24 protein-coding genes are annotated in these 26,645 nt (G+C 70.9%); 6 read left to right on the top strand and 18 right to left on the bottom strand.

From position 1 onward, the window contains the following. Nucleotides 1-4 precede the first annotated feature (4 nt). The 7 genes from ABZV00_RS16265 to ABZV00_RS16235 all read right to left on the bottom strand — a co-directional run bounded on the left by ABZV00_RS16265 (nucleotide 5) and on the right by ABZV00_RS16235 (nucleotide 6,612). Nucleotides 5-451, bottom strand: coding sequence for a hypothetical protein (locus tag ABZV00_RS16265; RefSeq protein WP_355606562.1), 447 nt, complete (start codon nucleotides 449-451; stop codon nucleotides 5-7). After that, complete coding sequence (locus tag ABZV00_RS16260; RefSeq protein WP_355606559.1) at nucleotides 451-1,095, bottom strand: endonuclease V; 645 nt, start codon at nucleotides 1,093-1,095, stop codon at nucleotides 451-453. Before ABZV00_RS16260 ends, ABZV00_RS16265 begins: the two co-directional genes overlap by 1 nt. A 104-nt stretch (nucleotides 1,096-1,199) precedes the next feature. After that, nucleotides 1,200-1,508: a hypothetical protein gene (locus tag ABZV00_RS16255; protein ID WP_355606556.1), complete on the bottom strand. Its 309-nt coding sequence runs from the start codon at nucleotides 1,506-1,508 to the stop codon at nucleotides 1,200-1,202. Between the two features lie 135 nt (nucleotides 1,509-1,643). Next, nucleotides 1,644-1,949: a hypothetical protein gene (locus ABZV00_RS16250; protein WP_355606553.1), complete on the bottom strand. Its 306-nt coding sequence runs from the start codon at nucleotides 1,947-1,949 to the stop codon at nucleotides 1,644-1,646. Nucleotides 1,950-1,964: 15 nt separating this feature from the next. After that, nucleotides 1,965-5,843 (bottom strand): toxin glutamine deamidase domain-containing protein, encoded by a 3,879-nt coding sequence (locus ABZV00_RS16245; RefSeq protein ID WP_355606550.1) that lies wholly within the window; start codon nucleotides 5,841-5,843, stop codon nucleotides 1,965-1,967. Between the two features lie 17 nt (nucleotides 5,844-5,860). Beyond that, nucleotides 5,861-6,193 carry a hypothetical protein gene (locus ABZV00_RS16240; RefSeq protein ID WP_355606547.1) on the bottom strand — a complete coding sequence of 111 codons (333 nt, stop codon included), beginning with the start codon at nucleotides 6,191-6,193 and terminating at the stop codon, nucleotides 5,861-5,863. Continuing rightward, a complete protein-coding gene (locus ABZV00_RS16235; protein ID WP_355606545.1) occupies nucleotides 6,190-6,612 on the bottom strand; it encodes a YbaB/EbfC family nucleoid-associated protein in 423 nt (140 codons plus the stop codon). Before ABZV00_RS16235 ends, ABZV00_RS16240 begins: the two co-directional genes overlap by 4 nt. A 78-nt stretch (nucleotides 6,613-6,690) precedes the next feature. Here ABZV00_RS16235 and ABZV00_RS16230 point away from each other — a divergent pair, with 78 nt between their 5' ends. After that, a complete protein-coding gene (locus ABZV00_RS16230) occupies nucleotides 6,691-7,932 on the top strand; it encodes an SUKH-3 domain-containing protein (RefSeq protein WP_355606542.1) in 1,242 nt (413 codons plus the stop codon). Here ABZV00_RS16230 and ABZV00_RS16225 read toward each other — a convergent pair. Together ABZV00_RS16225 and ABZV00_RS16220 are read right to left on the bottom strand one after the other, a co-directional pair. Next, a complete protein-coding gene (locus tag ABZV00_RS16225) occupies nucleotides 7,929-9,368 on the bottom strand; it encodes an aldehyde dehydrogenase family protein (protein WP_355606539.1) in 1,440 nt (479 codons plus the stop codon). The genes ABZV00_RS16230 and ABZV00_RS16225 overlap by 4 nt on opposite strands. Nucleotides 9,369-9,626: 258 nt before the next feature. Then, the gene (locus tag ABZV00_RS16220; protein ID WP_355606536.1) at nucleotides 9,627-10,739 is read right to left on the bottom strand and encodes an RNA-guided endonuclease TnpB family protein; all 1,113 of its coding nucleotides are present in this window, start codon (nucleotides 10,737-10,739) and stop codon (nucleotides 9,627-9,629) included. A 102-nt stretch (nucleotides 10,740-10,841) separates the two neighbouring features. Here ABZV00_RS16220 and ABZV00_RS16215 point away from each other — a divergent pair, with 102 nt between their 5' ends. Then, the gene (locus tag ABZV00_RS16215) at nucleotides 10,842-12,278 is read left to right on the top strand and encodes a gamma-aminobutyraldehyde dehydrogenase (RefSeq protein WP_355606533.1); all 1,437 of its coding nucleotides are present in this window, start codon (nucleotides 10,842-10,844) and stop codon (nucleotides 12,276-12,278) included. Nucleotides 12,279-12,283: 5 nt separating this feature from the next. Then, complete coding sequence (gene gabT, locus ABZV00_RS16210) at nucleotides 12,284-13,555, top strand: 4-aminobutyrate--2-oxoglutarate transaminase (protein WP_355606531.1); 1,272 nt, start codon at nucleotides 12,284-12,286, stop codon at nucleotides 13,553-13,555. A 50-nt stretch (nucleotides 13,556-13,605) separates the two neighbouring features. Here gabT and ABZV00_RS16205 read toward each other — a convergent pair whose 3' ends face one another. Then, nucleotides 13,606-14,283 (bottom strand): hypothetical protein, encoded by a 678-nt coding sequence (locus tag ABZV00_RS16205; RefSeq protein ID WP_355606528.1) that lies wholly within the window; start codon nucleotides 14,281-14,283, stop codon nucleotides 13,606-13,608. A gap of 186 nt (nucleotides 14,284-14,469) precedes the next feature. Between ABZV00_RS16205 and ABZV00_RS16200 the strand changes: the two genes are divergently transcribed. The 3 genes from ABZV00_RS16200 to ABZV00_RS16190 are packed head-to-tail and all read left to right on the top strand — an operon-like array spanning nucleotide 14,470 to nucleotide 17,645. Next, nucleotides 14,470-15,747, top strand: coding sequence for a GAF domain-containing protein (locus ABZV00_RS16200; protein ID WP_355606525.1), 1,278 nt, complete (start codon nucleotides 14,470-14,472; stop codon nucleotides 15,745-15,747). A 48-nt stretch (nucleotides 15,748-15,795) separates the two neighbouring features. Further along, nucleotides 15,796-17,301 (top strand): aldehyde dehydrogenase, encoded by a 1,506-nt coding sequence (gene adh / locus ABZV00_RS16195; protein ID WP_355606522.1) that lies wholly within the window; start codon nucleotides 15,796-15,798, stop codon nucleotides 17,299-17,301. Further along, on the top strand, nucleotides 17,298-17,645 hold the full coding sequence (locus ABZV00_RS16190; RefSeq protein ID WP_355606798.1) for a DUF779 domain-containing protein: 348 nt from the start codon (nucleotides 17,298-17,300) through the stop codon (nucleotides 17,643-17,645). Before adh ends, ABZV00_RS16190 begins: the two co-directional genes overlap by 4 nt. Nucleotides 17,646-17,891: 246 nt before the next feature. Here ABZV00_RS16190 and ABZV00_RS16185 read toward each other — a convergent pair whose 3' ends face one another. The 8 genes from ABZV00_RS16185 to ABZV00_RS16150 form a co-directional block, all read right to left on the bottom strand. After that, the gene (locus tag ABZV00_RS16185) at nucleotides 17,892-18,782 is read right to left on the bottom strand and encodes a hypothetical protein (RefSeq protein WP_355606519.1); all 891 of its coding nucleotides are present in this window, start codon (nucleotides 18,780-18,782) and stop codon (nucleotides 17,892-17,894) included. 220 nt (nucleotides 18,783-19,002) lie between these two features. Further along, nucleotides 19,003-19,776, bottom strand: coding sequence for a G5 domain-containing protein (locus ABZV00_RS16180; RefSeq protein ID WP_355606796.1), 774 nt, complete (start codon nucleotides 19,774-19,776; stop codon nucleotides 19,003-19,005). A gap of 301 nt (nucleotides 19,777-20,077) precedes the next feature. Then, nucleotides 20,078-21,091, bottom strand: a complete 1,014-nt coding sequence (gene speB / locus ABZV00_RS16175) for an agmatinase (protein ID WP_355606516.1) — start codon at nucleotides 21,089-21,091, stop codon at nucleotides 20,078-20,080. Beyond that, a complete protein-coding gene (locus ABZV00_RS16170; RefSeq protein WP_355606514.1) occupies nucleotides 21,088-22,290 on the bottom strand; it encodes a saccharopine dehydrogenase C-terminal domain-containing protein in 1,203 nt (400 codons plus the stop codon). The genes speB and ABZV00_RS16170 overlap by 4 nt, the downstream gene beginning before the upstream one ends. Next, entirely contained in the window at nucleotides 22,290-23,744 is a 1,455-nt protein-coding gene (locus ABZV00_RS16165) for an FAD-dependent oxidoreductase (RefSeq protein ID WP_355606511.1), read from the bottom strand. Before ABZV00_RS16165 ends, ABZV00_RS16170 begins: the two co-directional genes overlap by 1 nt. Further along, the gene (locus ABZV00_RS16160) at nucleotides 23,741-24,583 is read right to left on the bottom strand and encodes an ABC transporter permease (RefSeq protein ID WP_355606508.1); all 843 of its coding nucleotides are present in this window, start codon (nucleotides 24,581-24,583) and stop codon (nucleotides 23,741-23,743) included. The genes ABZV00_RS16165 and ABZV00_RS16160 overlap by 4 nt, the downstream gene beginning before the upstream one ends. After that, nucleotides 24,583-25,497: an ABC transporter permease gene (locus ABZV00_RS16155; RefSeq protein ID WP_328423717.1), complete on the bottom strand. Its 915-nt coding sequence runs from the start codon at nucleotides 25,495-25,497 to the stop codon at nucleotides 24,583-24,585. Before ABZV00_RS16155 ends, ABZV00_RS16160 begins: the two co-directional genes overlap by 1 nt. Continuing rightward, a complete protein-coding gene (locus tag ABZV00_RS16150; protein WP_355606504.1) occupies nucleotides 25,494-26,645 on the bottom strand; it encodes an ABC transporter ATP-binding protein in 1,152 nt (383 codons plus the stop codon). The genes ABZV00_RS16155 and ABZV00_RS16150 overlap by 4 nt, the downstream gene beginning before the upstream one ends.

The raw sequence follows: 26,645 nt of genomic DNA, 5'->3' as shown, positions 1-26,645 counted from the left end.
CGCGTCACCTCGGCTGCCCGGCCAGCAACTCGGGATCGGCGCCTGGATCGCCGTCGGCGCGTAGCTGCTCCTCGAACATCACGAACGTCCGCTGGCGAATCCCCCGGATAAGTGCCTGCTCCTTCAGCGTCAGGTGGCGCCCCTCGGCATCCGCCCGGTCCTCGATCGACCGCACCGTCTCGTAGAGAGCGAAGATTGGCCCTTCACCCGTGAGGTAGTGAGCCCGGTACGCCTCTACCTCCTGCACGAAGTCTTCGGCGGTACGGCGGAATATGTCGCCTCCCACACCCAACGTGACTTCCACGAAGAGATTGTTCTTCTCCTGCCATCCTCCGGTCTCAATAAACACCCGCCATACCCGAGCGCCACCGTCCGGGGTCTCCACGATCTTCACCGGCGACTGGTAGTAGAGGTAATAGGCGGGGAGCACAAGGCCCGGCATTTCGGCCATCAGGACTGCTCCTCGTATGTCGACTGCAATGCCTGCCAGAAGAGGCGTTGCTCGCGTAGGCGGATGCCGTTAGTGATCGCTCGCTCACGTGCCGTCAAAGTTCGATCCTCCGCTTGGGCAAGGGCATCCACATCGCGTCGCACCTCGTAAAGCACATGTTCCCAAACTGCGACGGCGTCGAGCGCAGCCAGATGCAGGTCGCCGTCGCGCAGCGGCGACCAGGCACCCCGCTCGGCGGGCGGTGGATCCCACTGACCGACCAGGGGCGTCTTCCCCACCCCGATGGCAGGCAGCCCAGTGACCACGCCGAGGTGACAGGCGAGCCCGAATCGGCGCGGATGGGCCAGCCCGTGCCCGTCACAGACCAGCAGGTCCGGGCGGGTGCTCAGCCGGTCCAGTGCGGCGAGCAACGCGGGCAGCTCACGGAAGGCGAACAGCCCCGGAACGTAGCCGAACGCGGGCCGGCCCACGCTGACCGCGGAGTCCACCACGGCCAGCGTCCGGGCGTCCAGCACGGTCACGGCCGCCGCGAGGAGGTCACCGCTCTGCGCGTACGCGACGTCCAGGCCAGCCACCGTCGCGGGCGCGGTCGGCCCCGGCCCGACCAGGTCCACCAGCGGCCGCAACTCCTCCTGCACAGCCACCGCCTCCACCACACTGCCCGGCGGCGGCGATGATCCACTCGATATCGGCGACATCGGGCTATCAGACGGCCCGGAATGCCCCGATGTCCCCAACATGGAGTCGATCACCCTCGATCCGGGCCGTCGGCGTCGCCCCCGGTGGCGCTGCCGTCTGGATTGTCCCGGGTGGAGGGACCCGCCGGGCCAGTGCCGGTGGAGCTGGTATCGCCATCTGGGTCGCCGTGGGCGGCGGGAGCTTCGGTGCGCTTACTGGTCGCGCCAAAGGCGATCGCGAAGGCAACGCCGATGGCGACGCCGAAGGCGACTCCACCCGACGAACCGAACACGGGGATGCCGATCGCCAGGCCGACCAGGATCCCGACCGGCCACGCCCACGCCTTGGACCTGCTGCTGTCCGTCTCGGAGCTCGCCATGCCCCTGATGCTAATTCGGGCCTTGCAATCTCCCCCGGTCGGAAGCGGTCTGGCCACCAGTTCGGCTCCCGCGCCGGTCGGCACCGTCGTAGCGGTCGACGTGCCAGTGGTCGTCCAGAAAATCGAATCGGCTGTCTACCGACGATGGCTGACCGAGGCTATCTGCACCCCCGTCGCCTCGACCTCGGCCCGGAGCACCGTCAGCAGACTCTGCACGTCCGATTCCGCAGGGTCCGCTACCAGCTCAATGTCGAGGCGCCACCGGTGACTGTCCACATCCCGCCACAGCTCGACGTTCGCCGACGCTCCGGCGACTGTCCGCTTGGCCTCGCCGAACAACTCGTCCCAGTCGTCGCCGAGTCTCCCGGCCTTGCTCAGACCAAGGGTTGATCGCAGCTGGTCCAACGTGGCCTGCTCCAGGCTCCCCGCCAGATCAATCACCCAACTATCCGACATTCACGCTTCCCTAATGATCCAGTCCGAGTCTCGGAAATGAGACGACACCCCGGTTTGCGATCGATCCGGCGGTCCGTCGTTCGGAAATATCGCCGGCACCACATCACGGCGCAAACCATCGGTGTATCGCTCGACCCATTCGAACAAGTGAGGAAAGCACTCTCGCGCCACCTTCCTTGTCACGAACCCGAACCTTGCATTGACAAGACGCAGGTCAGGATATTTCTCGGCCGCATGTTGTCGGGCCCGCTCAACCATAGCGTCGGAGGAGATCTGGAAGTCGTAGTCACTCGGCTCTTCCAGACCCAGCCGGTACATGGAGTCGAACGGCCTACGCCGCGGGAGCGGTGACCCTTGGGACCAGTCCCGCAGACGCGCCAACGCCTCCGGGTCGTCGACCAACTCTGACTCCGTCGGCATCTGCTTGTGTGAGCCTGAGAAGAAGAGGGCCGACGAGCCCTGGAGCCGAACGTCGACCGTTGAGGGATCCAGGCCATCCCTCCGCAGTGCGTCGAAAAGCCCGGCCGTCATCTCTGCGTACTGGGCGCGGGTAGCTCCGAGGGGCGCCGATCTGTCAGCCCAGGCCAAGACCGCTTCGGGTGCGATGCCCAAAAATTTACAGTCATTTGGCTCCAACCGGCGGCCAGAATCATCCTCGGGCAGCAATGGGCCGGCGGCCTGCCAGCCGAGGTCGCCCAGCGCTTCCTCCGCCGTACTCTCCACGGCTTCCGGGTGGGCTGGCCCGCCATCGGGAGCTGAGCCTGGGCCGTCCAGTAGCAGGTACATCCGGTTGATGTACGGGTCGCCGTGGCCGCCGTCGTCGAGCGTCGGCGGGTGGTCCGGCAGGTCGGGACGCTCGCTGAACCGCCCCCGGGGTAGCCCACCGAGGGGCATCGGCCGGCCGCTCCCATCGAGCACCAGCGCGTCGATGCCGACCACGTGGGGGTACAACGGCCGGTCCCGGACGAGGCCGGTCTGCGGGTCGACGTAGAGCACCGTGCCGTTCTGGTTGAGCGCCACCCAGGCGTGCGAGCCACCGTTCGGCCAGTCGGTGACCAGGAACGCGTAGCTGCCGTGGCCTCCCAGCAGCAGTTGGTCGTGCAGGTTGGCGTAGCCCCGGTCGGCGGCCCGCCGTGCCTGCGCGGGGTGCGACCGCTGGCCGCCGGGCGGGGCGAGAAGCTGCTGGAAGCGTCCGCCCGTCGCGTCCTCCACCCGGCCCGGGCCGCCCGCCTCGCCCCGGATCGGTCGCCGGATGTCACCGTCCAGGTAGCCGTCGAACGTACGCGGCGCCGACACCCGTGGTCGGCCGTGCACCCACGTCTCGAACAACGACAGGGTGCAGTCCAGGCAGTTGATGCCGCGGGTGGCGTCGGCCTCGGGACCACCGTCGTTGAGGAGCCGGAACCAGCCGCCCCGCCGGGGGTCGGCGGTGCGGACGACCGTGCCGTCCGGCTCGCGGGGCATCTGCCGCTCGACGTCGACCTGATGCAGGGCAAGCGGCGGACGCAGCCCACCGGGCTGCCCGTACGGCCGGGAGTCGTCGATCGGCGGGGGAACATCATCGCCGGTGAGCCGGGACCGACCGGCGGTCTCCACCGCGCCGAGGGCGAGCGCGCCCATGTCCTTGTTGGCCTGCCGGAACGCCACGTCGCCGATGTCCACGACCGGGGGCGCCGTGGTGCCGGCCAGCACCGCGTCGGCCAGGTCACGGCATTCGGCGTACGCCCGCATTTCGTCGTTCGCGGTCCGCTGCCAGCCGTCGGCCCACCCTGGGTGACCGGTTTGGCGGAGCTGCCGGGCGTAGTTGGCGTACTCCGCGGCCCTGCGGTCGTGCTCGGCGGCCAGAGCGCGCAGTCGGCTAGTTTCCGCCTGCCGGCGGCTGTTCTCGAACTCGCTCCGTCGCGACTCGTAGTAGCCCTGGTAGCGCCGCCGCTCGGCGGCTTCTGCCTCGGCCGTCCACCGGGCCGCGTACCAGTCGCTGCTCTCGATATCGGGCAGCGACGAGTCGTCGAGTGCCGCCACGTCCGCAGGAACCGATGCCCTACCGCGAGCCGGATGGTCGGGCGGCGCGAGAGCCTGCCGGGTCGCGAAGCGGGACGGCAGGCCGGCTCGACCCACCGACGGCCTGACCGACGAACCGGTGGTCGTTCCGCCCCACGCGCTACCCGCCGCCGCACCGGGCGTGGTCACGACGCTGGGCGCCGGGCCGGTGGACGTGGCGGGCGGCGCCAGAGCGGTGACGGTGGGAGCGACCGTGCTCGGGGTGGTGACGGGCAGCCCCGGAGCGGTGACGGTCGCGGCGACCGCGTTCGGGGTGGTGGCGTGCGGCGCGCTGACCGGGTTGCCTGCCGCGACACCGGCTGCCGGCCCGGTGGCGTGATCGAGAGGACCGGCCACGGGCGCAGCGACCGAGGAGAGCGTGGGATCAGCGACAGCCGAGGAGAGCGTCGGATCGGCCACGACCGCCTGCGATGCAGCCGACCACTCCGTCGAAGGCACCCTCGTCCCGTCACCCGGCCTGTCTGACGACGGCACGCCATCGAGTGAGGACCCCGAAGGGCTGTCGTCAACCTCGGACACGCCGACGACGGCCAGCGACGAAGAACCGTTCACGTCCAAGGACGTGGGTTGCGGCGGTTCGGCCCCGTGCGACAAACCCGTGCCCGAATACGTCGGCAGCTCACCGCGCAGGGGCGACGCGTGGTCGGGCGACACCGGCGACGCGATGACGTCCGCTCCGGCCACCGCCGACGCCTGCGCGGGTATCCCCGGAACCACCGCAGGCGAGGCCATTCCGGACGAGGTCACCGGGGAGGAACCGACCGATGAGATGGAGGGGCCGGCGAGCGAGGCTCCGGCGAGGGCATTGGCCTGCGCGTCGAGTCTGGCTTGCAACGCGTGGTCGGCCTGCCCGGTCGCCGAACCGGTGGCACCGGACGCGGCGGCCCGGACGGCGTCCTCCACCGAGGTCAGGCCCTGGCCGGTGGCCAGACTGGCGGCGCTCTCGGCGAGCACCTCGCCGGTCATCTCCCGGCCCAGGTGCTCTCCGACCCGTGCCGCGCGCCCGGTCGCGTGCCGGCCCAGGCCGGCAAGCGGCGCAACGGCCCCGCCGGCGAGCCCGCCGACCGCCGACGCGCCCAGATCGGTCAGGTCCACGCCGTGCGCCCGTCCGGTGGAGTTCTGGTACGCCTGGGTCGCCAGGCTGATGCCGGCCTCCTCGGCCGCTTCCTCCAGCCCTCCACGGGTGGCTCGTTTGGCGAGCCCGCGCGCGCCGCCCCGTGCGACCTGCTTGGCTGCCCGCTCGCCGGCCTCCTTGAGCCCATGCTTGAGGGACTTGCTGGCCAGTTGGCCCATCAGCCGTTTGAAGATCTGCTGGATCAGCAGCCGGGTCACGGTGATCGCCGCGCCGGCCGCCGGGGATGCGGCACCGGCGGTGAGCACTGCGGCAACCGCGAGCGCGAGCAGCTCGACGACCAGGATGCCCAGCTCGATCCAGACTTCCAGTTTGGCGCCCTCGATGTCGCAGCCACACTCCTCGACCAACCGGCCCAGGTCGGCGGTGACCGCGAGCAGCACCGGCAGCGGCGCGTCGTCGCCCTCGGCGATCCCCCGCCAGGCCGCCTCGAACGCGGCGTCGACCGACCCGACGCCGCCGTATCCGCTGCGGACCTCGGCGGCGGCCGCCGCGGCGTCGGTGTGCGGGCCGGCGAGTACCGCGGCGACGGAGTACCACTGGTCGGCGAGGTCCCAGACGGCCCGCTCGTTCCCCTCCGGCCACTGCACGCCGACCACCAGGTCGAGGGCCTCGTAGATCCAGCCGGGCACATCCCAGGGTGCGTAGTCCAGCGGGTGCGGAATCGGGCTCGGCAGCACGCTCATCGGAATGGGCCCGCCCGTCAGCGCTGGTCGGCGGCCCGGTCGAACCGGGCGGCGCTGGTCCCGTCGGTCTGCACGCTCGCGTCGACCGCGCGGACCACGTCGCTGCCGAGCTCGGTGAGCCGGTGCCCGACGCCTGCCCAGGCCCGCAACACGGTCTGCTCGAACCCGCGATAGCTCCGCTCGAATGCGGCGCCGATGTCGTCACGGCCCCACGGTCGGGCACCGCCGGCGGCCTCGATCTCACCGCCCTCCGCCGCGCGGCGGGCCGTCACCGCCTCACCGGCGAGGGCCAGGTCGGCGCCGCCTCGGCAGGCCCGGGACGGATCGAGCCAGAGCTGCCCGTCGGTCATGCCGACCCCTCGCCCCGGCCGAGTACGGCGTCGGCCCTGCCGAGCAGCGCGCCGTAGTCGCCGGTGCGCAGGAACTCCACCGAGCCGGAGCCGGCCGGCATGGTTTCGGCGACCATCTCACGGGTGGCGGCGGTGGCGGCGACCGTGGCGGCGCGGACCGTCTCGGTGATCTTCCGGCTCAGCGCCTCGGCGTCCCGGTCCCGGTAGACGGCCGGGTCCAGCTCGACCGCAACCAGCTCGCCCCGGGCCCCCACGGTGGCGCTCACCTGCCCGTCGGCCGACCGCCGGGTCACCCGCAGCTCGGCGAGCCGCACCTGCAGACTGTCCAAACCGGACCTGAGCTGCTGGTACTGGCCGTACACGTCGTCGAATCGGGCCCGTAGCTCGCGATTGGCGTCCCGGTCCACGCGTTCGCTCACCGCCGCTCCTCCCGTCACCGTCGGTAGGCCGAACCATACCGGGTGCCACCGATCCGTGTAGTCCGGTAGTTTCGGTGCGTGATCGACCGTCAACAGGCCGAGCAGCTCGCAGCCATCTGGGCCAACCGGGATTCGCTGCGCCTCGGCTACGAGTGCACGCCGACGGTCGACGAGTTCGATCTCGGCTACGTCATCACCTCCGTCGTGCCGGCCGAGGTACGCACAGTGCCCGGTGACCTGCCGACGACCGTCATCGACAAACAGACCGGGAAGGTCACCACCTGGCCCCGCGTGCCGAGCACCGTTGTGGCGGACATGTACCGGCGCAGCCAGCCCACCGGGTCCGCCGCTGCACGCACCGTCGATCAGTCAAGCCTGCTGGTCCGGGAAATCCATCGGGCTGCCACCCCGAACACCACCGCGCACCTGACCATTGACGGTCGAATTTGGACGGCCCAGGGCACGAAGGGCGACGTCCCGCTGAACCACCACCCGCTCATCCGCACCTACCTGGACCAGCTCCCCCCTGGCGAGTTGGTCCGCGGCGGCGACAGTCATGCCGAGCTGATCGTCATCTCCGACGTGCTGCACGAGTACGACCACCGGCGAGCCGCCGACGGCATCGCCCCGATGGGTCGGGCCGAGGCTGCGGCACTGCTGGAGGACGCCCGGTTCGAAATCTTCCGGATCCGTGAGCCGGGTGATCCAGCAGGTGGTCCCGCCGAGCGGCCCTGCGATTCGTGCATCAACTTCCTGGTGCGCGCCAACGTCCTGCCCGAGTCAACTCGGGCGTACACCGAAGCCTGGTACCCGCCGGCGGACATCGACCCCGACCCGGGCCGCTTCCCGCCGGAGGTGGCCAACGCGCTGGTGGCGGCCGGCTGGCGGCCACACCTCGGCGACCAGCTCATGGCCGCCGCGGCCGTGCGGGACGTGACCGCCGTGCCGGGGCAGGCCCACCGGCACGCTGTCTTTCCCGCCGTCATGGAGACGCTGACCGCGTTCCCCAGCCTGGTCGGCGCCCGGCGTGGCCCGGGCGAGCAGGTGTGGATCTCCCGCTTCGACATCCGCCCGCACACCATCGCGCACACCGCCGACACGCTCGCCGACTTCGGTGCGGTGCTCGACGCACGGCTCTTCCCGATCGGCACCGAGCAGCAGGACAGCATCCTGGCGGTGGACGAGCGCGGCCGGGTCTTCGCGCTCGATCAGGCCGGCGAGTGGTTCCTCGGGGACACCATCGACGCCGCGCTGACCACCCTCCTGCTCGGGCGGGCACCCGCCCGGGTCAGCGACGACGGCACCTGGCAGGCCGGCTAGAGCGCCAAACCGGTCAGCACCATGACCCGCGGCTCGGTGTAGTCGTCCATCGCGCTGCGCAGTCCTTCCCGGCCGACGCCGCTGCCCTTGACCCCGCCGTACGGCATCTGGTCGGCCCGGTACGACGGCACGTCGCCGACGATCAGCCCGCCCACCTCCAGGGACCGCGCAGCGGCGAAGGCCACGTCCAGCCGCCGGGTGAACACGCCCGCCTGCAACCCGTACGCCGAATCGTTGACCGCGGTGAACGCGGCCTGGTCGTCGGCGACCGGGGCGACCACCAGCACCGGCCCGAACACCTCCTCGGCGACGACCTTGGCGTCCGCCGGCACGCCGGTCAGCACGGTCGGCGGGTAGGTGGCACCGTCACGGGCCCCGCCCACCTCGACGGTGGCACCGGCCGCGACCGCCTCGGCCACCCACGTCTCGACCCGGCGCGCCGCGTCCTCGGACACCATCGGCCCCACGTCCGTCAGCTCCGAGGAGGGGTCACCGGTGCGCAGTGCGCGCACCGCCGCCACCAGCCGGGGCAGGAAGTCGGCGAAGAGCGAGTGGTGCACGTACACCCGCTGGACGGCGATGCACGACTGCCCGGCCTGGTAGTTGGCGAACGTGGCGATGCGCTGCGCGGCGAAGGCCAGGTCCTCGTCCGACGTCCAGTCCGCGCAGATCACCGCCGCCGCGTTGCCGCCCAACTCCAGCGTCACGTGCTTCTCCGGCACCTGGCGACGGATGGCCGCGCCGACCGGCCCGGATCCGGTGAACGACACCACCGGCAGCCGGGGGTCGGTGACCAGTTCGGCGGCACGGGAGTTCGGCAGCGGCAGGACCGAGAACATCCCGGCGGGCAGCTCTGTCTCGGCCAGCAACTCGCCCAGCAGCAACGCGGACAGCGGGGTCGCCGGGGCCGGCTTGACGATGATCGGCGCGCCGACCGCGATGGCCGGTGCCACCTTGTGCGCGACCAGGTTGAGCGGGAAGTTGAACGGCGCGATGCCCAGCACCGGCCCCTTCGGCACCCGCCGGACCAGCGCGATCCGCCCGCTGGCGGCCGGGTCGGTGTCGAGTCGTTGCAGTTCCCCGGAGAAGCGTCGGGCCTCCTCTGCGGCCCACCGGAAGGTGGACACCGCCCGTCCGACCTCGGCTCGGGCCCATTTCACCGGCTTGCCGTTCTCGGCGGTGATCAGCGCCGCGACCTCCTCGGCGCGTTCGGCGAGCCGCCGGGACACGTGGTCCAGGGCCGCCGCTCGGGCGTGCGCGGGCAGGGCCGCGGCCTGCGCGGCCACTCCGGCCGCCGCGGCGACGGCGGCCTCGACCTGTTCGGCGGTGGCCAGCGTGGTACGCCCCACCGGGCGACCGTCGTACGGGTGGTGGACGGTCAGCTCCCCCTCGCCGTGGGCGGGGCGGGAGGCGACGAAGAAGGCTGCGGACTCCACGCCGAGCAGCGTAGACGAGGAAGCACCCGACGGAAACAGTCGCCGGAGCCCTTGTCTGCCGCGAATTCAGTAGCCAAGATGGCAGACAGATTGCGATAACCGCCGCAGACAGACAGACCTCGGAGAGATCCAGTCTTGACATCCTCCTGGCCCTCAAGGACCGGAATTCCTCGCCGTCACCAGCGAGGGTTCCTGTTTCACCGCCGACTGCCCGAAGGGAGAACTCCCGTGAGGCCTTACGTCAGCTCCACAGGCGTTTTAGCTCTCCGCCAGCCCGGCGGCGAGGATGTTTCTGGCGGCGTTGACGTCCCGGTCGTGCGCGGCATGGCAGCCGGGGCACGTCCAGGCGCGGACGCCGAGGGTCATCGCGGTGTTGATTCGCCCGCACGCCGAGCAGGTCTTCGTGCTCGGGTGCCAGCGGTCGATGGCGATCACGGTCCGCCCGTACCAGGCGGCCTTGTACTCCAACATGCCGCGCAGGTCCGACCAGGCTGCGTCCGCGATAGCGCGGGCGAGACTGTGGTTGCGCAGCATGTTGCGCACGCTGAGGTCTTCGATCACGACCGTTTGGTTCTCGCGGACGAGTCGAGTGGACAGCTTGTGCAGGTGGTCGCGCCGCCGGTCGGCGATGCGGGCATGGATCCGGGCCAATGCCACCCGGGCTTTGGCCCGGTTGGCGGAGTCCTTGGCTTTGCGGGACAGGTCGCGTTGCGCTTTGGCCAGCTTGCGCCGGTCGACGCGCTCACGCCGGGGGTTAGTAATCTTCTCCCCGGTGGAGAGGGTCAGCAGGCTGGTGATGCCGGCGTCCACCCCGACCGTCGTGTCGATAGGCGGCAGAGCGGCGACCGTCGGGTCTTCGACCAGCATGGACACGAACCAGCGGCCGGCCGGGTCACGGGACACCGTGACCGTAGACGGCTCGGAGCCGTCGGGCAGGGGCCGGGACCACACGATGGTCAGCGGCGTGTCCATCTTGGCGAGGGTGAGTTGCCCGTAGCGCCAGCGAAACGCCGAGCGGGTGTACTCCGCCGACGCCCGGGACTTGCGCTTGGACTTGAACCGCGGGTACCTGGCGCGCTTGTTCCAGAACGCGGCGAAGCCGGCTTGCAGGTGCCGCAGGGCTTGCTGCAACGGCACCGAGCTGACCTCGTTGAGATAGGCCAGTTCTTCGGTGCGTTTCCATTCGGTGAGCCACGCCGACGACTGCACGTAGGTGCTGCGCTGCCGGTCGACGGTCCACGCACGGGTGCGCGCGTCGAGGGCGAGGTTGTACACCTTGCGCACGCATCCGAAGGTGCGGTTGAGCGCCGCAGCCTGTTCGGGCGTCGGATAGAAGCGGTACTTGTATGCCCGCTTCACAACCTCACCCATGCTTCACATCCTACCAACAGTCCATGTGACGCCATTTCCGAGAGGAGGGAGCGGCGTTTCCTCCCGGCCCTGCACGGCCGGGTTTCCACGCCGCACAACTAGATGAGTGACCAGCAGCAGCTGCGCAACTTCGTCAACGGCTCCTACGTCGAACCGGCCGACGGTGGCTACGCCGACCTGATCGACCCCTGCACCGGTGAGGTGTTCGCCCAGGCCCCGGTCTCCCGCGCCGCCGACGTGGACGCGGCCATGACCGCCGCCGCCACCGCGTTCGAGAGTTGGCGGGAGGTCACCCCGGCCGAGCGGCAGAGGGCCATGCTCAAGCTCGCCGACGCGGTGGAGGCCCGGGCAGCCGAGTTGGTCGACGCCGAGGTCCGCAACACCGGCAAACCGCGCCAGCTCACCGCCGAGGAGGAGCTGCCGCCGGCGGTGGACCAGTTCCGCTTCTTCGCCGGCGCCGCCCGGCTGCTGGAGGGGCGGTCCGCCGGGGAGTACCTGGCGGGGCACACCTCGTACGTGCGGCGCGAGCCGATCGGCGTCTGCGCCCAGGTCACCCCGTGGAACTACCCGCTCATGATGGCCGTCTGGAAGATCGCCCCGGCACTCGCCGCCGGCAACACGGTGGTGCTCAAGCCATCGGACACCACGCCGGTGTCGACGCTGCTGCTCGCGGAGATTGCCGCCGAGTTCTTCCCGCCGGGCGTGTTCAACGTGGTCTGCGGCGACCGGGACACCGGTCGTACCCTCGTCTCGCACCCGACCCCGCAGCTGGTCTCGATCACCGGCTCGACCCGCGCGGGCATGGAGGTCGCCGCCGCGGCGGCCCCCGACCTGAAGCGGACCCACCTGGAACTTGGCGGCAAGGCCCCGGTGGTGATCTTCGACGACGCGGACGTGGCGGCGGCAGCCGAGGCCATCGCGATGGGCGGCTACTTCAACGCCGGGCAGGACTGCACGGCCGCCACCCGAGTGCTGGCCGGCCCGGGCATCCACGACGACTTCGTGGCGGCGCTCGCCGAGCAGGCCCGCAACACGAAGACCGGCGCCCCGGACGACGCCGACGTGCTCTACGGCCCGCTGAACAACGCCAACCAGCTCGCCCGGGTCAGCGGTTTCGTCGACCGGCTGCCGGACCACGCGGCGATCCAGAGCGGCGGGTCCCGGCAGGGCGAGCGCGGCTACTTCTACGCGCCGACCGTGGTCTCCGGGCTGCGCCAGGCCGACGAGATCATCCAGGACGAGGTGTTCGGGCCGGTCATCACCGTGCAGCGCTTCTCCGACGAGGACGAGGCGGTGCGCTGGGCCAACGGCGTCGACTACGGCCTGTCCGCCTCGGTCTGGACGAAGGACCACGGGCGTGCGATGCGGATGACCCGGCGGCTGGACTTCGGCTGCGTCTGGGTGAACACGCACATCCCGTTCGTCTCCGAGATGCCGCACGGCGGCTTCAAGCACTCCGGGCACGGCAAGGACCTGTCGGTCTACAGCCTGGAGGACTACACCCGGATCAAGCACGTCATGCACAACATCGAAGGCTGACAGCGGTGACCACATCTGACGAGTTGCACAAGCGGCGCGGCGCGGCGGTCGCCCGGGGCGTCAGCAGTGTCGTGCCGTCCTACGTGGACAGAGCCTCCGGCGGAACGATCACCGACGTCGACGGTCGGGAGTGGATCGACTTCGCCGCCGGCATCGCGGTGACCAGTGTCGGCAACTCCGCGCCGAAGGTCGTCGAGGCGGTACGGGCGCAGGTCGAGCGGTTCACCCACACCTGCTTCATGGTCGCACCGTACGAGTCGTACGTGGCGGTGTGCGAGCAGCTCAACGCGCTGACGCCGGGCGGGTTCGAGAAGCGCTCGGCGCTGTTCAACTCCGGCGCCGAGGCGGTGGAGAACGCCGTGAAGATCGCCCGGCACGCCACCGGCCGACCGGCGGTGGTGGTCTTCGACCACGCGTACCACGGCCGGACGAACCTGACCATGGCGTTGACCGCGAAGAACATGCCGTACAAGCACCGGTTCGGGCCGTTCGCCGGGGAGATCTACCGGGTGCCGATGTCGTACCCGCTGCGCGACGGCGGGTTGTCCGGCGCGGAGGCGGCGGCCCGGGCGGTCGAGATGATCGAGAAGCAGGTCGGCGCGGAGAACGTGGCCGCATTGCTGATCGAGCCGATCCAGGGTGAGGGCGGTTTCGTGGTGCCCGCGCCGGGTTTCCTGCCGGCGCTGCGGGCCTGGGCCACGGCGGCCGGGGTGGTCTTCGTGGCCGACGAGATCCAGACCGGCTTCTGCCGCACCGGGGACTGGTTCGCCTGCCAGCACGAGGGCGTCGAACCCGACCTGGTCACCCTGGCCAAGGGCATCGCCGGCGGCCTGCCGCTGGCGGCGGTCACCGGTCGGGCCGAGCTGATGGACGCCGTGCACGTCGGCGGGCTCGGCGGCACCTACGGCGGCAACCCGATCGCCTGTGCCGCCGCGCTGGCCACCATCGAGACCATGCACGAGCTGGACCTGGCCGGCGCGGCCCGCCGGATCGAGGCGGTGCTGGCCCCCCGGCTACGGGCCATCGCCGAGCGGGACCCTCGGATCGCCGAGGTACGCGGGCGGGGCGCGATGCTCGCCGTGGAGCTGGTGCAGCCCGGCACGCTCATCCCCGACCCGGCCAGCACGGCGGCGGTCTCGGCCGCCTGTCACGCCGCCGGCCTGCTCACCCTGACCTGCGGCACGTACGGCAACGTGCTGCGTTTCCTGCCACCGCTGGTGATCTCCGACGTGTACCTCACCCGGGGCGCCGACATCCTCGACGCCGCCTTCGGCTGAGTGCAGGAAGGGCACCTTCCCAAGAAGGTGCCCTTCCGAACCCGGCAACGTCAGCGCAGCACCTCGACGGTGTTGCGGCGGACCAGGTTCTTGCCCGGCTCGCGGATCTGATCCATGGCGGCGGAGTTGAGCAGCACGCAACTGCCCGACGGGCCGGTCACCGTCACCGTGGTCACCCGGTTGTTGTCCAGGTTGGTGACCCGCAGCCGGGTGCCCACCGGGAACTGACCACTGGTCGCCGCGGGAGCCCCGGCCTCGGCGAAGAAGGTGATCGAGCCCTGGCAGGCCGAGCGGGGCGCCGGACCGGGCACGCCGGGCGATGCGGCGCCGGGACGTACCGTGCCGGCACCCGGCTGCCCGGCGGGCGGCGCGGCGGCGCCGTCCAGGCGTTCCACCACGTTGCGGCGGATCACGTTCTTCCCCGGCTCCCGGACCAGCTCCATGGCTGCGGCGTTGAGCAGCACACAACTGCCCGACGGGCCGGTCACCGTCACCGTGGCCGCCCGGTTGTTGTCCAGATTGGTCACCCGCAGCCGGGTACCCACCGGGAACCGGTCGCTGGTCGCCGCCGGTGCACCGCCCTCCGCCGAGAAGGTGACCGAGCCCGAGCAGGCGGACTGTCCCGTCGGGGCGGTGCCGGCGAACCCGAAGCCGGTCCCCACCGCCACTCCCGCCGCGGCGAGCACCGCCACGGTCGCCGCCAGCACGTGCTTGCGCTGCACCCTCATCGCCGTCACTCCCGTCCTCGGTGTGTCCTTCACCGCCTGGTACGGACGGGAGCGCCCTACCGTTCAGTCGGCACGCGCACCGATCCCCGAAACGGCCAGGTTCGCGGGCCCTTTCCACCCTCGGGGTCCCGATGGTTGGCAGTCAGGGGTGAGCTGCGTCACGATGGGGGCCGAGGAGGTCGCCCGATGGCTGACCCGTGGCTCGCCCTGGAGTTCGGCGTCGATCCGGCAGAGCGGATCGCGCAGGTCGGCGCCGCCCACGAGGCGTTCCTCACCGCCGGCGCCGCACCGCACCGGGTGCGGGAGGTGGTACGCCGCTCGTGGGAACGCTCGGCGCGACTCGACCCGGAGGCCACCCCGCCGGTCGACCTGGTCGACGACGCGCTGGCCGCCTACCGGGCCGCCCACTCGCTGGCCCGGGTGCTGCCACTCTTCCGGGACCTGCTCGGCGGCATCGCGCAGGACGGCGCGCACCTGATGGCGGTGTGCGACGCGTACGGGCGGCTGCTCTGGGTGGAGGGACATCCAGGGGTGCTCCGGCACGCCGAGCGGATGAACTTCGTGCCCGGCGCCCGCTGGGACGAGACGCACGCCGGGACCAACGCCCCCGGCACCGCGCTGGCCGTCGACCACAGCGTGCAGATCTTCGCCACCGAGCACTTCAGCCGGCCGGTGCAGCGCTGGACCTGCGCCGCCGCGCCGATCCATGACCCGGTCACCGGGCGGCTGCTCGGCGCGGTCGACATCACCGGCGGCGACCACCTGGCCAACCCGCACAGCCTGGCGCTGGTCCGGGCCACCGCCCGGGCCGCCGAGGCACAGCTGGCCGCCGACCGTCCGGTGGAGCCCGGCGTCGCCATCGTGACCGCGCTCGGCCGGGACGAAGTAGAGCTGCGGGTCGACGGACGGCGCCTCCGGCTCGGCCGGCGGCACAGCGAGCTGCTGGTGCTGCTGCTCCACCATCCCGAGGGGCGCACCGGCGAACAGCTCGGCCTCGACCTGTACGGCGACGACCGGCTGCACCCGGTGACTCTGCGCGCTGAGCTGTCCCGGCTGCGCCGGGTGCTCGGCCCCGAACTGCTCGATTCGCGGCCGTACCGGCTGCGCGGCACCGTCCGGGCCGACTTCACCACCGTCGCCGACCGGCTGGAGCAGGGCGATCCGGCGGGCGCGCTCGACGCGTACCCCGGGCCGTTGCTGCCCGGCTCGGACGCACCGGGAGTGACCCGACTGCGCCGGCTGATCGACGGCCAGCTCCGCGCGGCCGTGCTGGCCGCCACGGACCCGTCGCTGCTCGCGGCCTGGACCGCGACGCCCGCCGGCGCCGACGACCTGACCGCCTGGCAGGCCCTGGCGCGGGCGTTGCCGGTGGGCGCGCCGCGCCGGCCGCTCGCCCTCGCCCGCATCGACCAGCTCGCCGGGGAGTACGACCTACCGCGCGCAACGTGGCTGCAACGTTCCTGAAACTAACGTCGCCGTCGGCACACCCGCACAACGACGGCGGAGGTAACCATGACGCGCTACGACGCGCCCACCCACTGGCAGTCCCGTTACGACCACTTCATCGGCGGCGAGTACGTCAAGCCGCACGGCGGCGCCTACTTCGAGAACCCCACCCCGGTCACAGGGCAGACCTTCACCGAGGTGGCCCGAGGCACCGCCCCGGACGTGGAGAAGGCCCTGGACGCCGCGCACGGCGCGGCCGACGCCTGGGGCCGCACCTCGGTGGCTGAGCGGGCACTGATCCTCAACCGGATCGCCGACCGGATGCAGGAGAACCTGGAATCGCTGGCCATCGCCGAGAGCTGGGAGAACGGCAAGCCGGTCCGGGAGACGCTGGCGGCCGACATCCCGCTCGCCATCGACCACTTCCGCTACTTCGCCGGGGCCATCCGGGCACAGGAGGGCTCGCTCGGCGAGCTCGACGACGACACCGTGGCGTACCACTTCCACGAGCCGCTCGGCGTGGTCGGGCAGATCATCCCGTGGAACTTCCCGATCCTGATGGCGACCTGGAAGCTGGCACCCGCGCTGGCCGCCGGCAACGCCGTGGTGCTCAAGCCGGCCGAACAGACCCCGGCGTCCATCCACTACTGGCTGTCGCTGGTGGCGGACCTGCTGCCGCCGGGCGTGCTCAACATCGTCAACGGCTTCGGCGTGGAGGCCGGCAAGCCGCTGGCGTCCTCGTCCCGGGTGGCCAAGGTGGCGTTCACCGGCGAGACCACCACCGGGCGGCTGATCATGCAGTACGCCAGTGAGAACATCAAGCCGGTCACCCTGGAGCTGGGCGGCAAGAGCCCGAACATCTTCTTCGACGACGTCAGCGCGTCCCGCGACGACTTCTTCGACAAGGCGCTCGAAGGCTTCACCATGTTCGCGCTCAACCAGGGTGAGGTCTGCACCTGCCCGTCGCGGGCGCTGATCCAGCAGGGTCACTACAGCGACTTCCTCGCCGCGGCCGTCGAGCGCACGCAGGCGATCGTCGCCGGGCACCCGCTGGACACCGACACGATGATCGGGGCGCAGGCATCCAACGACCAGTTGGAGAAGATCCTGTCCTACCTGGACATCGGTCGGCAGGAGGGCGCCAAGGTGCTCACCGGCGGGTCGCGCGCGGACCTGGGCGGCGAGTTGTCCGGTGGGTACTACGTCGAGCCGACGATCTTCGAGGGCGACAACTCGATGCGGATCTTCCAGGAGGAGATCTTCGGCCCGGTGGTCTCGGTGACCTCCTTCGCCGACCTCGACGACGCCGTCAAGACCGCCAACGACACCCTGTACGGGCTGGGCGCGGGCGTCTGGACCCGGGACATGAACACCGCGTACCGAGCCGGGCGGGCCATCCAGGCCGGCCGGGTGTGGACCAACTGCTACCACGCGTACCCGGCGCACGCCGCGTTCGGCGGGTACAAGCAGTCCGGCATCGGCCGGGAGAACCACAAGATGATGCTGGAGCACTACCAGCAGACCAAGAACCTGCTGGTCAGCTACTCCACCCAGAAGCTCGGCTTCTTCTGATGAACCTCGTCTCCGTGACTCCCGCAGCGGCCGACCTGATCCGGTCGCTGCGGGAGCGGCACGGACCGCTGATGTTCCACCAGTCCGGCGGCTGCTGCGACGGCAGCGCCCCGATGTGCTACCCGGCGGGCGAGTTCCGCACCGGCTCGTCCGACGTGCTGCTCGCCTCGCTCGCGGTCGACGGAGTGTCCGAGCCGGTCGAGTTCTGGATGTCGAAGTCCCAATGGGAGCTGTGGAAGCACACCCGCCTGACCGTCGACGTTGTCCCCGGCCGAGGCAGTGGCTTCTCCCTGGAGGCCCCCGACGGCCTCCGCTTCCTCATCCGCTCCCACCTAGCCGCCTGACACCAACCCAACCCCACCCCACCCCACGCCCGCACCGCCGCGGCCCGCCCCACCCCCGCCCCGCCCCGCCCCACCCCCGCACCGCCCCGGCCCGCCCGGCCCGCCCGGCCCCGACGATCATGGAGTTGTGGTGGGCGTTATATCAAGAATCGCGCCTTCTGTGAGGCACCACAACTCCATGATCGCGGGGCGGGGCGGGGGCTGGGTGGGTGGGGCTGGGGCTGGGTGGAGGTGGGGTGGGGTGGGTCACGGGCGGAGGAGGGGGGTCAGGGTGGTGATGATGTGGGCCGGGCGGTGGTAGAGGTCCAAGTCGGTGAAGTGACGCATTTGCCAGCCGTTCGCGGCCAGCCAGTTCATCCGTGCCCGGTCGTGCCGGAGGCGGGTACGGTCCAGATGGGAGATTCCGTCGTATTCGACACCGACCCGACGTAGTCGGTAGCCGAGATCGAGGCGATAGAGCGGCACCCCGTCGCGGTCCGACACCCAGATCTGCGGTTCCGGCGGAGGGAGGCCGCCGTCGATCAATACCAGGCGAAGCTGGCTCTCCTGCCGGCACTCGGCTCGGGGGTCGGCGAGTGGGATGAGTTGGCGCGCCTGGCAGACGCCGCGCAGGCGCTCGTGTCGGGCGACCTCGCTCCGAAGATCCTCAGGCTGGCAGGCGCCGACGCGAAGACACAGGTCAAGCAGCGGCATCGCATCCATTCGACGCAACAATCGGGCCAGGTCCACCGCACACCGGGCGGCCGGCGCGCAGGGCACGCCACCCAGGAACACCGGGTCTCCCACCGGAACCACCGCTTCGTGGGCGACGACACCTCGAATGTGTGGCACATTCTCTCCAGCAGGGACGATCACGTGAACATCGCGGTTGCGTACGTCCCCGAATCCGTGCAGCTGCGCGCCAGTGTAAAAGCCGACGACGGCCGTGTCAGGGAGCCGCCGGAATATCGCCGGCAGGTGCAAGCGCTGCGCCGGCGATCGCCCGTAGATGCTGCGGGACAGTCGGTACAAGCGGGACGTCTCGGCCAGCCGGCGCACCTGTTCACGACTGGCGCCTGAGGCAAGCAGCTCGGAATATCGATACAGACGCTCTGCCATGCCGGAGAAATCTGCCGCGTCCCACTGCGGATCCTCCACCCCGCCGACACAGCCTGTGGACAACCACCCACTCTGTGCACAACCCCCAAACAACCTCCACCCGTGCTACTCGCGCCCCCTCGATTCAATCGGGCCGCCCGGCACCAGCTCGGCCTGCTGCCGCTGGCGATCATGGAGTTGTGGTGCCGGACGAAAGGCCACGAAAGCTGTCCACCTGCCCACCACAACTCCACGATCGACGTCGATGGCGGAGACGGGGTTAGTCGCAGCCGTAGCCGTCGTTGTCGCGGTCCAGGTCGTAGATGTCGGTGCCGATGACCTTGACAGTGCCACGGACGTAGGCGGGGCCGTTGCCACTGCCGGGCAAACAGTCGACGTCGCTGGCGATCGGGACGCAGGGGCTGTAGTTCGGGTCGCAATTCGCCTGCGGCTTCTTGGTACCGACGGCGACGACCTCGGTCACCGGCTGCTTCGTCACGACGGACTTGACCAGCTTCTTGCTCGTCTGCACCCCGTCCGTGGTGGTCACCTGGTAGGTCAGCGTCTTTACGCCGTCCACACCGTTGGTCCGGACCACCCGCTTGCCCTCGGCCAGGGACGAGTCCTTCACGGTCCGAACACCGTGTCTGACCACGGCTCGCTCCGTCACGGTCGTCACCCGCACGACCGGCGAGGGCGCGACGCTGGACGGGGTCGAGGCCGGCGAGGTAGCGGCGGAGTCGGAGGGTGCCGCCACCGGCGACGCGTCCTGCGCGGCGGCCGCGTCGGTCGGCTCAGCGGGTGCCGCCACGATGGGCTGCTGCGGCTCCTCGGCGGCGGTGCCGGTCCGGTTCGGGGTCGGCTCGTCGACCATCGCGCCGATGATGGCGGTGCCGGTGCAGCACAGCAGCAGGATCGACAGGGTGATCGAACCGACGACGACGGCGACGCGGCGGCCCGGGCTGGCTCGGCGGAACCAGTTCGGGGCGGGCGGTCGGTGCCCGGGACCGAACGACGGCGGGTGCGGCGGGCCAGGATTCGGCGGTGGTTGCATCGTCACGGCGATGAGTGTCGTCGCAAACACTGCGCGCAATATCGACCGTCGTGCTCGTCACCTACGCCGTTCGCTCGTCATCGGCCATCGATGAGCGGCCGCCCTGCCACCGACCCGTTACGGACCACTGACGGGACGACAGGCCAGGCATCCGCTTGGCCGAACCGGGTGGGGCTGATCGTGCGGCCGATCCGGGCACCAAATCTGCGAATCACCATTTACCGACCACCGCTGCGCGTAATCCACAAAGGAGGTCCATGGTCGGCCCGCCTGACGTGTCGGATTGCCGTCAATCCGCTGGTCAGCGGGCGTCGAGGAGGGGTTGGTTCGGGTTCCATGGTGGACCACCGGCGGCATCGCGGCGGCGGCGGGCGATTGCCGAGAGCGCCTCCAGGACCACCCGGTTTCCCAGGTACGCGGTGATGTCGGCGTGGTCGTACGGCGGGGCGACCTCAACCACGTCCACCCCGACCACGGGCAGCTCGTAACAGACCCGGCGGACGGCGTCGAGCAACTGCCGGGAGGTCAGGCCGCCTGGTTCCGGGGTGCCGGTGCCGGGTGCCATCCCGGGGTCGACCACGTCCACGTCGACGGAGAGGAACACTCCCTCGCACTCGTCGACGGCGATCGTGAACGCCTCGGTGAGGCACGTGTCGAGTCCGCGGGCGACCAGCTCGGTCATCTCGTACGACCGCATCCGCTGCTCAGCCATCCAAGACAGGACGTCCGGGCCCGGCCAGTAGCCGCGCAGCCCGATCTGCAGGAAGCGGTCTCCGCGTACCGCGCCGGACTCGATGAGCCGGCGCATCGGCTGGCCGTGCCCGTGCAGCGAGCCGAACTCGATCTCCCCGGTGTCGGCGTGCGCGTCGAAGTGCACCAGCGACACCCGGCCGTGCCCGTGCTGCCGGGCCACGCCGGTGGCGTCGGGCAGCGCGATGGAGTGGTCCCCACCGAGCACCACCGGGATGGCACCGGCGGATGAGGCGGCGTAGACCGCTGCTTCCAGGGCGGCCAGCGAGCGTTCGATGTCGCCGGAGAACATCTCGACATCGCCGGCGTCGTACACCCGCAGGTCGCGGAGCGCGTCGACGCGCAGCGCGAGAGACGGGCGGGAGCCGTCGTGGGCCAGATAGCACGCCTGGCGGATCGCCGACGGCCCGAACCGGGTGCCGGGCCGGTGCGAGGTGCCACCGTCGAAGGGCGCCCCGATGATCACCACGTCGGCGTCGGCGTACGACGCGGGGTCGTCAAGCGTGCACCGGTCCACCCCGAGAAAGGTGACGTCCGGCCCGTACATGGCCCCGTAGCGGCTCATCGCTCCTCCATTCCCCACGGCGAGCCGTAGGCGGTCAGCAGGTCGAGGAAGGGCATCGGGGGCAACGCCTCCGGGCCGAGCACGCCGACGCCGGACCAGACGCCGGTGGCGAGCAACTCCAGCGCGACCACCGGGTTGACCGCGGTCTGCCAGACCACCGCCTGGTGGCCGTACTCCCGCATCGACCACTCGTTGTCGACCACGTGGTACAGGTAGACCTCCCGGGGCTGCCCGTCGGGGCCGAGACCGCGCACCCAGGTGCCGGCGCAGGTCTTGCCGCGCATCCGCTCGCCGAGGGTGGCCGGGTCGGGCAGACAGGCCGCGACCACGTCGCGCGGGGACACCTCGACGCCGCGCACCCGGACCGGGGAAGCAGCGTCCAGGCCGAGTTTGTGCAGCGTCTTGAGCACCTCGATGAACTCGTCGCCGAGGCCGTACTTGAAGGTGACCCGGCGGGCCTTGACCCAGCGCGGGATGAGCAGCACCTCCTCGTGCTCGACGTTGACGCACTCGACCGGCCCGATTCCCTCGGGGAAGTGGAAGACCTCCGGCTCGGAGAACGGCTCGGTCGTGTACCAGCCCCGATCCTTCTCCCAGACCACCGGCGGGTTGAGGCACTCCTCGATGGTGGTCCAGATGGAGAACGAGGGCGCGAAGTCGTAGCCGTCGACGGTCAGGTTCGCGCCGTCCCGGACGCCGATCTCGTCGATCTCGCTGAACAACTCGTCGGCGGCGTACCGGGCGAACACGTCGGACAGGCCGGGTTCGACGCCGATGCCGCAGAGCGCCAGCCGACCGGCCGTGGACCACGCATCGGACACAGCGAACTGCTCGTCGCCGAGCATCACCCCGGTTTCGGCGTACGGGCGGGACGGGTGCGGATGCGACAGCGACATCGCCATGTCGAGGTAGTCCGCACCGGCCGCGAACGCACCGTCGAAGATCGGCATGACGAAGCGCGGGTCGACGGCGTTGAGCACGTGGGTGATCCGATGCTCCCGGCAGAGCGCGGCGACCGCGTCGGCCGACGAGGCGTCCACCTGGGCGGCGACGAAGCGGTCACCGTGCCCGGCGATCGCCCGCTCGGCGCGTCCCGGGTCGTGGTCGGCGACCACCATGGTCTCGAAGTAGGAGCGTCGGGCGGCGATGGCTACGGCGGCGGAGCCGACGCCACCGGCGCCGACGAGGAGGACACGCATCAGGAATCAAACCCCAAACCGAGACGATCGAGAGTACGGAGCCAGAGGTCGCGACGGCCGTCGCGCGCGTCAGCACGGGCCATTGACCAGCGGGTGAGGTTGATGCCGATCGCGCGGACGGGTTCCGGCGGGAACGGCAGTGGCTTGCTGCGGACCAGGTCGAGCCGGGTCAGCGGGTTGTCCCCGCCGGCCAGCAGGTCGAGCAGTACCCGGGCTCCGAAGCGGGTGGCCCCCACGCCGAGACCGGTGTAGCCGGCCGCGTACGCCAGCCGGCCGCCGTACGCGGTGCCGAAGAACGGGCAGAACCGGGTGCAGGTGTCGATGACGCCACCCCAGCGGTGGCTGAAGCGCACGTCGGCGAGCTGCGGAAAGGTGGTGAAGAAGTGCGCGGCGAGGGCGGCGAAGGTGGCCGGGCGCTGCTCCAGCTCCGGCGCTACCCGGTTGCCGTAGTGGTAGACCGCGTCGTAGCCGCCGAAGAGGATCCGCCCGTCGGCGGTGATCCGGTAGTAGTGGAACTGGTTGCCGGTGTCGGCCAGCCCCTGCCGGTTGCGCCAGCCGATCGCGTCCCGCTGGGCCGGGGTGAGCGGTTCGGTCATCAGCACGTGGTCGTAGACCGGCACCAGGTACGCCCGCAGCCGGCGCAGCAGCGGCGGGAAGGCGTTGGTGGCCAGCACGATTCGTCGGGCCCGCACCGACCCGGGCCGACCTGCGGCCGGCGCACCGGCCATGCCGGCCTCGGCGGGATCGGTGCCGAGGGTGCTGGCGTACAGCGCGGCACCGTCGGCGCGCAGCCCGGTGACCCGGGTGTGCTCGTGCACCCGCACGCCGAGGTCGAGGCAGGCGCGGCGCAGCCCCCACGCCAGCTTCGCCGGGTCCAGCATGGCCACCCGGTCGGCGTCGAACATCCCGCCCAGGTACGTCGGTGAGTTGACCTCGGCGCGCACCTCGTCGCGGTCCAGCAGCCGCACGTGGTGGCCGTACCGCTGGGCCAGCTCCGCGTCGGCGGCCAGCCCGGCCACCTGGTACGGCGCGACGGCGACGGCCAGCTCGCCGGTGCGCTCGAAGTCGCAGTCGATGCCGAAATCGGCGACGGTGGTGGCGATGGCGTCCAGGTTCTCCCGGCCGAGTCGTTCCAGCTCGCCGATCTCACCGGGGAACCGGTCGACGCCGTTGGCCAGCCCATGGGTGAGCGAGGCCGCGCAGAACCCGCCGTTGCGCCCCGACGCGGCCCAGCCGCAGGTACCGGCGTCGACCAGCAGCACGTCGCGGTCGGGGTCGGCCTGCTTGGCCAGCAGGGCGGCCCAGAGCCCGCTGTACCCGCCACCGATCACCAGCAGGTCGGCGTCCTGCGGGCCGGCGAGCGGCGGCAGCGGGTCGGGGCGGTCCGGGCGGTCGAGCCAGTACGGCACGGGCGCCGCGTCGGCCAGCGCCCGGCCGGTATGCGGCAGGGTCATGACGACCGGCGCGTCTGACGGCCCGATGCCGTGCCGGCCAGCAGGTTGGCGCGGCGGGATCGCCGCCCGCGCAGCGAGCTGAGCCCGACCAGCAGCAGCGCGATCGCGAACATCGCGGTGCCGATGACGTTGACCTGCGGCGGGATGCCCCGCTGGGCGGCACCCCAGACGTACATCGGGAACGTGACGGTGGTGCCGGCGTTGAAGTTCGTGATGATGAAGTCGTCGAAGCTCAGCGAGAAGGCCAGCAGCGCGGCGGCCACGATGCCGGGCAGCACCAGCGGCAGGGTGATCCGCCGGAAGGTCTGCCACTCGCTGGCGTAGAGGTCCATGGCGGCCTCCTCCAGCCGCCGGTCCATCCCGGCCAGCCGCGCCTTGACCGTGACCACCACGAACGAGACGCAGAACATCACGTGCGCGATAACGATGGTCCAGAAGCCCTGCGGCACCCCGGCGGAGACGAAGAGGGCCAGCAGCGAGGTGCCCATCACCAGCTCCGGGGTGGCCATCGGCAGGAAGATCAGCACGTTGATGCCGGACCGGCCGCGGAAGCGGTGCCGGACCAACGCGAACGCCATCAGGGTGCCGAGCACGGTGGCGACCACGGTGGCGATGAAGCCGATCTGCACGCTCCGGACCACCGCGTCGCACATGTCGGAGGTGGCGCAGGGCTGACGCCAGTTGTCCAGGGTGAACTCGTTGAAGTCGTACGACAGCCGGCTCGACGGCCGGTTGAACGACAGCCCGGCCACCACCAGGATCGGCAGCGCCAGGTAGCCGAGCACCAGCAGCGCCACGATCATCACCCAGCGGTCGGCCAGCCAGCGGGACACTCTCATCAGAGAACCTCCTCCGTGCCGGCCTTGCGCAGGTAGCCGAAGACCACCGCGAGGATCGCCGCCATCAGCAGGAACGACAGCGCCGCGCCCTGCGGGTAGTCCAGCCGGACCAGGAACGCCGAGTCGATGACGTTGCCGATCATGTACTCGTTCGGGGTGCCGAGCAGCTCGGCGTTGATGTAGTCACCGCTGGCCGGAATGAAGAACAGCAGCGTGCCGGCGATCAGGCCGGGCATGGACAGCGGCAGGGTCACCCGGCGGAACGCCTGCACCGGGCTGGCGTACAGGTCACTGGCTGCCTCCAGCAGCCGGTAGTCCAGCCGTTCCAGGCTCGCGTACAGCGGCAGCACCAGGAACGGCAGGAAGTTGTACGTCAGGCCGAGCACCACCGCGAACGGGGTGGCCAGCAGCCGGCCGTCCGGGGCGAGCAGGTGCACGTCGCGCAGCAGGCCGACCAGCGCGCCGTTGTCCGACAGGATGGTCTTCCAGGCCAGCGTGCGGACCAGGAAGCTGGTGAACATCGGCGCTACCACGCAGACGAGCAGCAGGTTCTTCCACCGGCCGGCCTTCTGCGCGATGGCGTACGCCAGTGGGTAGCCGAGCAGCAGCGCCAGCACCAGGGCCAGACCGGCGTAGCCGAACGAGCGGAGGAACTGCGGCCAGTACGCCTGCAACACGTCCGGGTAGTTGCCGAACGCCCAGGTCATCGCGTACCCGGTGGAGAGCGAGCCGCTGGGGTCGTAGAGGCTGGCCGAGGCGAGCTGCACCAGCGGCACGCCGAAGAAGACCAGCAGCCAGGCCGCGCCGGGCAGCAGCAGCAGGTACGGCAGCAGGCGGTACTTCCCGGACCGGGCGGCCGGCGGCGTGGGCGGCGGCTGCCCCGATCCGGTGGGCACCTGGGCCAGGAGTGTCACGACGACGCACCCACCGGCTCGTCGAGCACCGGGGAGGTCCGATCGGTGTCGGCGGCATCCCGGGGCAGCAGGAACGCGTGCCGCGGGTCCCAGTACGCCACCGCCTCGCTGCCGACCGGAACCTGCGCCACCGCACCGCTGTTGGCCGCGAAGACCGACAGTTCGGTGCCCCAGCCGGTGCGCAGGAGGTACTGCGTGCTGACTCCGACGTAGGAGGCATCGGTGACCACCCCGGTGACGTGCTGGTGGCCCGCGGGCACCTGGTCGGCGGAGCCGACCAGATGGAGCTTCTCCGGGCGTACCCCCAGGTGGACCGGGCCCTGGTCGGCCCTGGCGCGGCCGGCGGGCACCGAGAAGCGCGCGCCGTGCGCGGTCACCGCGACCTCGCCGCCGCCGGTGCCGGCGGCTTCGCCGGCGAGCAGGTTGGACTGGCCGAGGAAGTTCGCCACGAAGGCGGTGGCCGGGAACTCGTAGATGTCGGCCGGGGTGCCGAGCTGCTCGATCCGGCCGGCGTTCATCACCGCGACGGTGTCGGCCATGGTCATGGCCTCCTCCTGGTCGTGCGTGACGTGCACGAAGGTGATGCCCACCTCGGTCTGGATCCGCTTCAGCTCGATCTGCATCTGCCGACGCAGCTTCAGGTCGAGCGCGCCGAGCGGCTCGTCCAGCAGCAGTACCTGCGGCTGGTTGATCAGCGCACGGGCCAGCGCGACCCGTTGCTGCTGGCCGCCGGAGAGCTGGGCCGGGCGACGGTTGCCGTAGTCGTCGAGCTGCACCAGCGACAGCATCCGCATGACCTCGTCGTCGACCGAGCGGATGCCACGTCGACGCAGCCCGAAGGCCACGTTCTCGAAGATGTTCAGGTGCGGAAAGAGCGCGTAGCTCTGGAAGACGGTGTTGACCGGGCGCTTGTACGGACGCAGCCGGGCGATGTCCCGGTCGCCGAGCAGCACCTGGCCGCTGGTCGGCTCCTCCAGACCGGCGATCATCCGCAGCGTGGTGGTCTTGCCGCAGCCGGACGCGCCGAGCAGGGCGAAGAACGAGCCCTGCGGGACGGTCAGGCTGAGGTCGTCGACCGCGGTGAAGATGCCGAACCGCTTGGTGAGGTTGGCCAGGCGCAGGTCGCCGGCGGGTGTCTCGCGCGCCAT

This window comes from Micromonospora sp. NPDC005173 (assembly GCF_040608515.1).
Classification (GTDB): domain Bacteria; phylum Actinomycetota; class Actinomycetes; order Mycobacteriales; family Micromonosporaceae; genus Micromonospora.
Note: the sequence above shows the minus strand (reverse complement) of the source record. Positions and strands in the feature narration are given on the sequence as shown.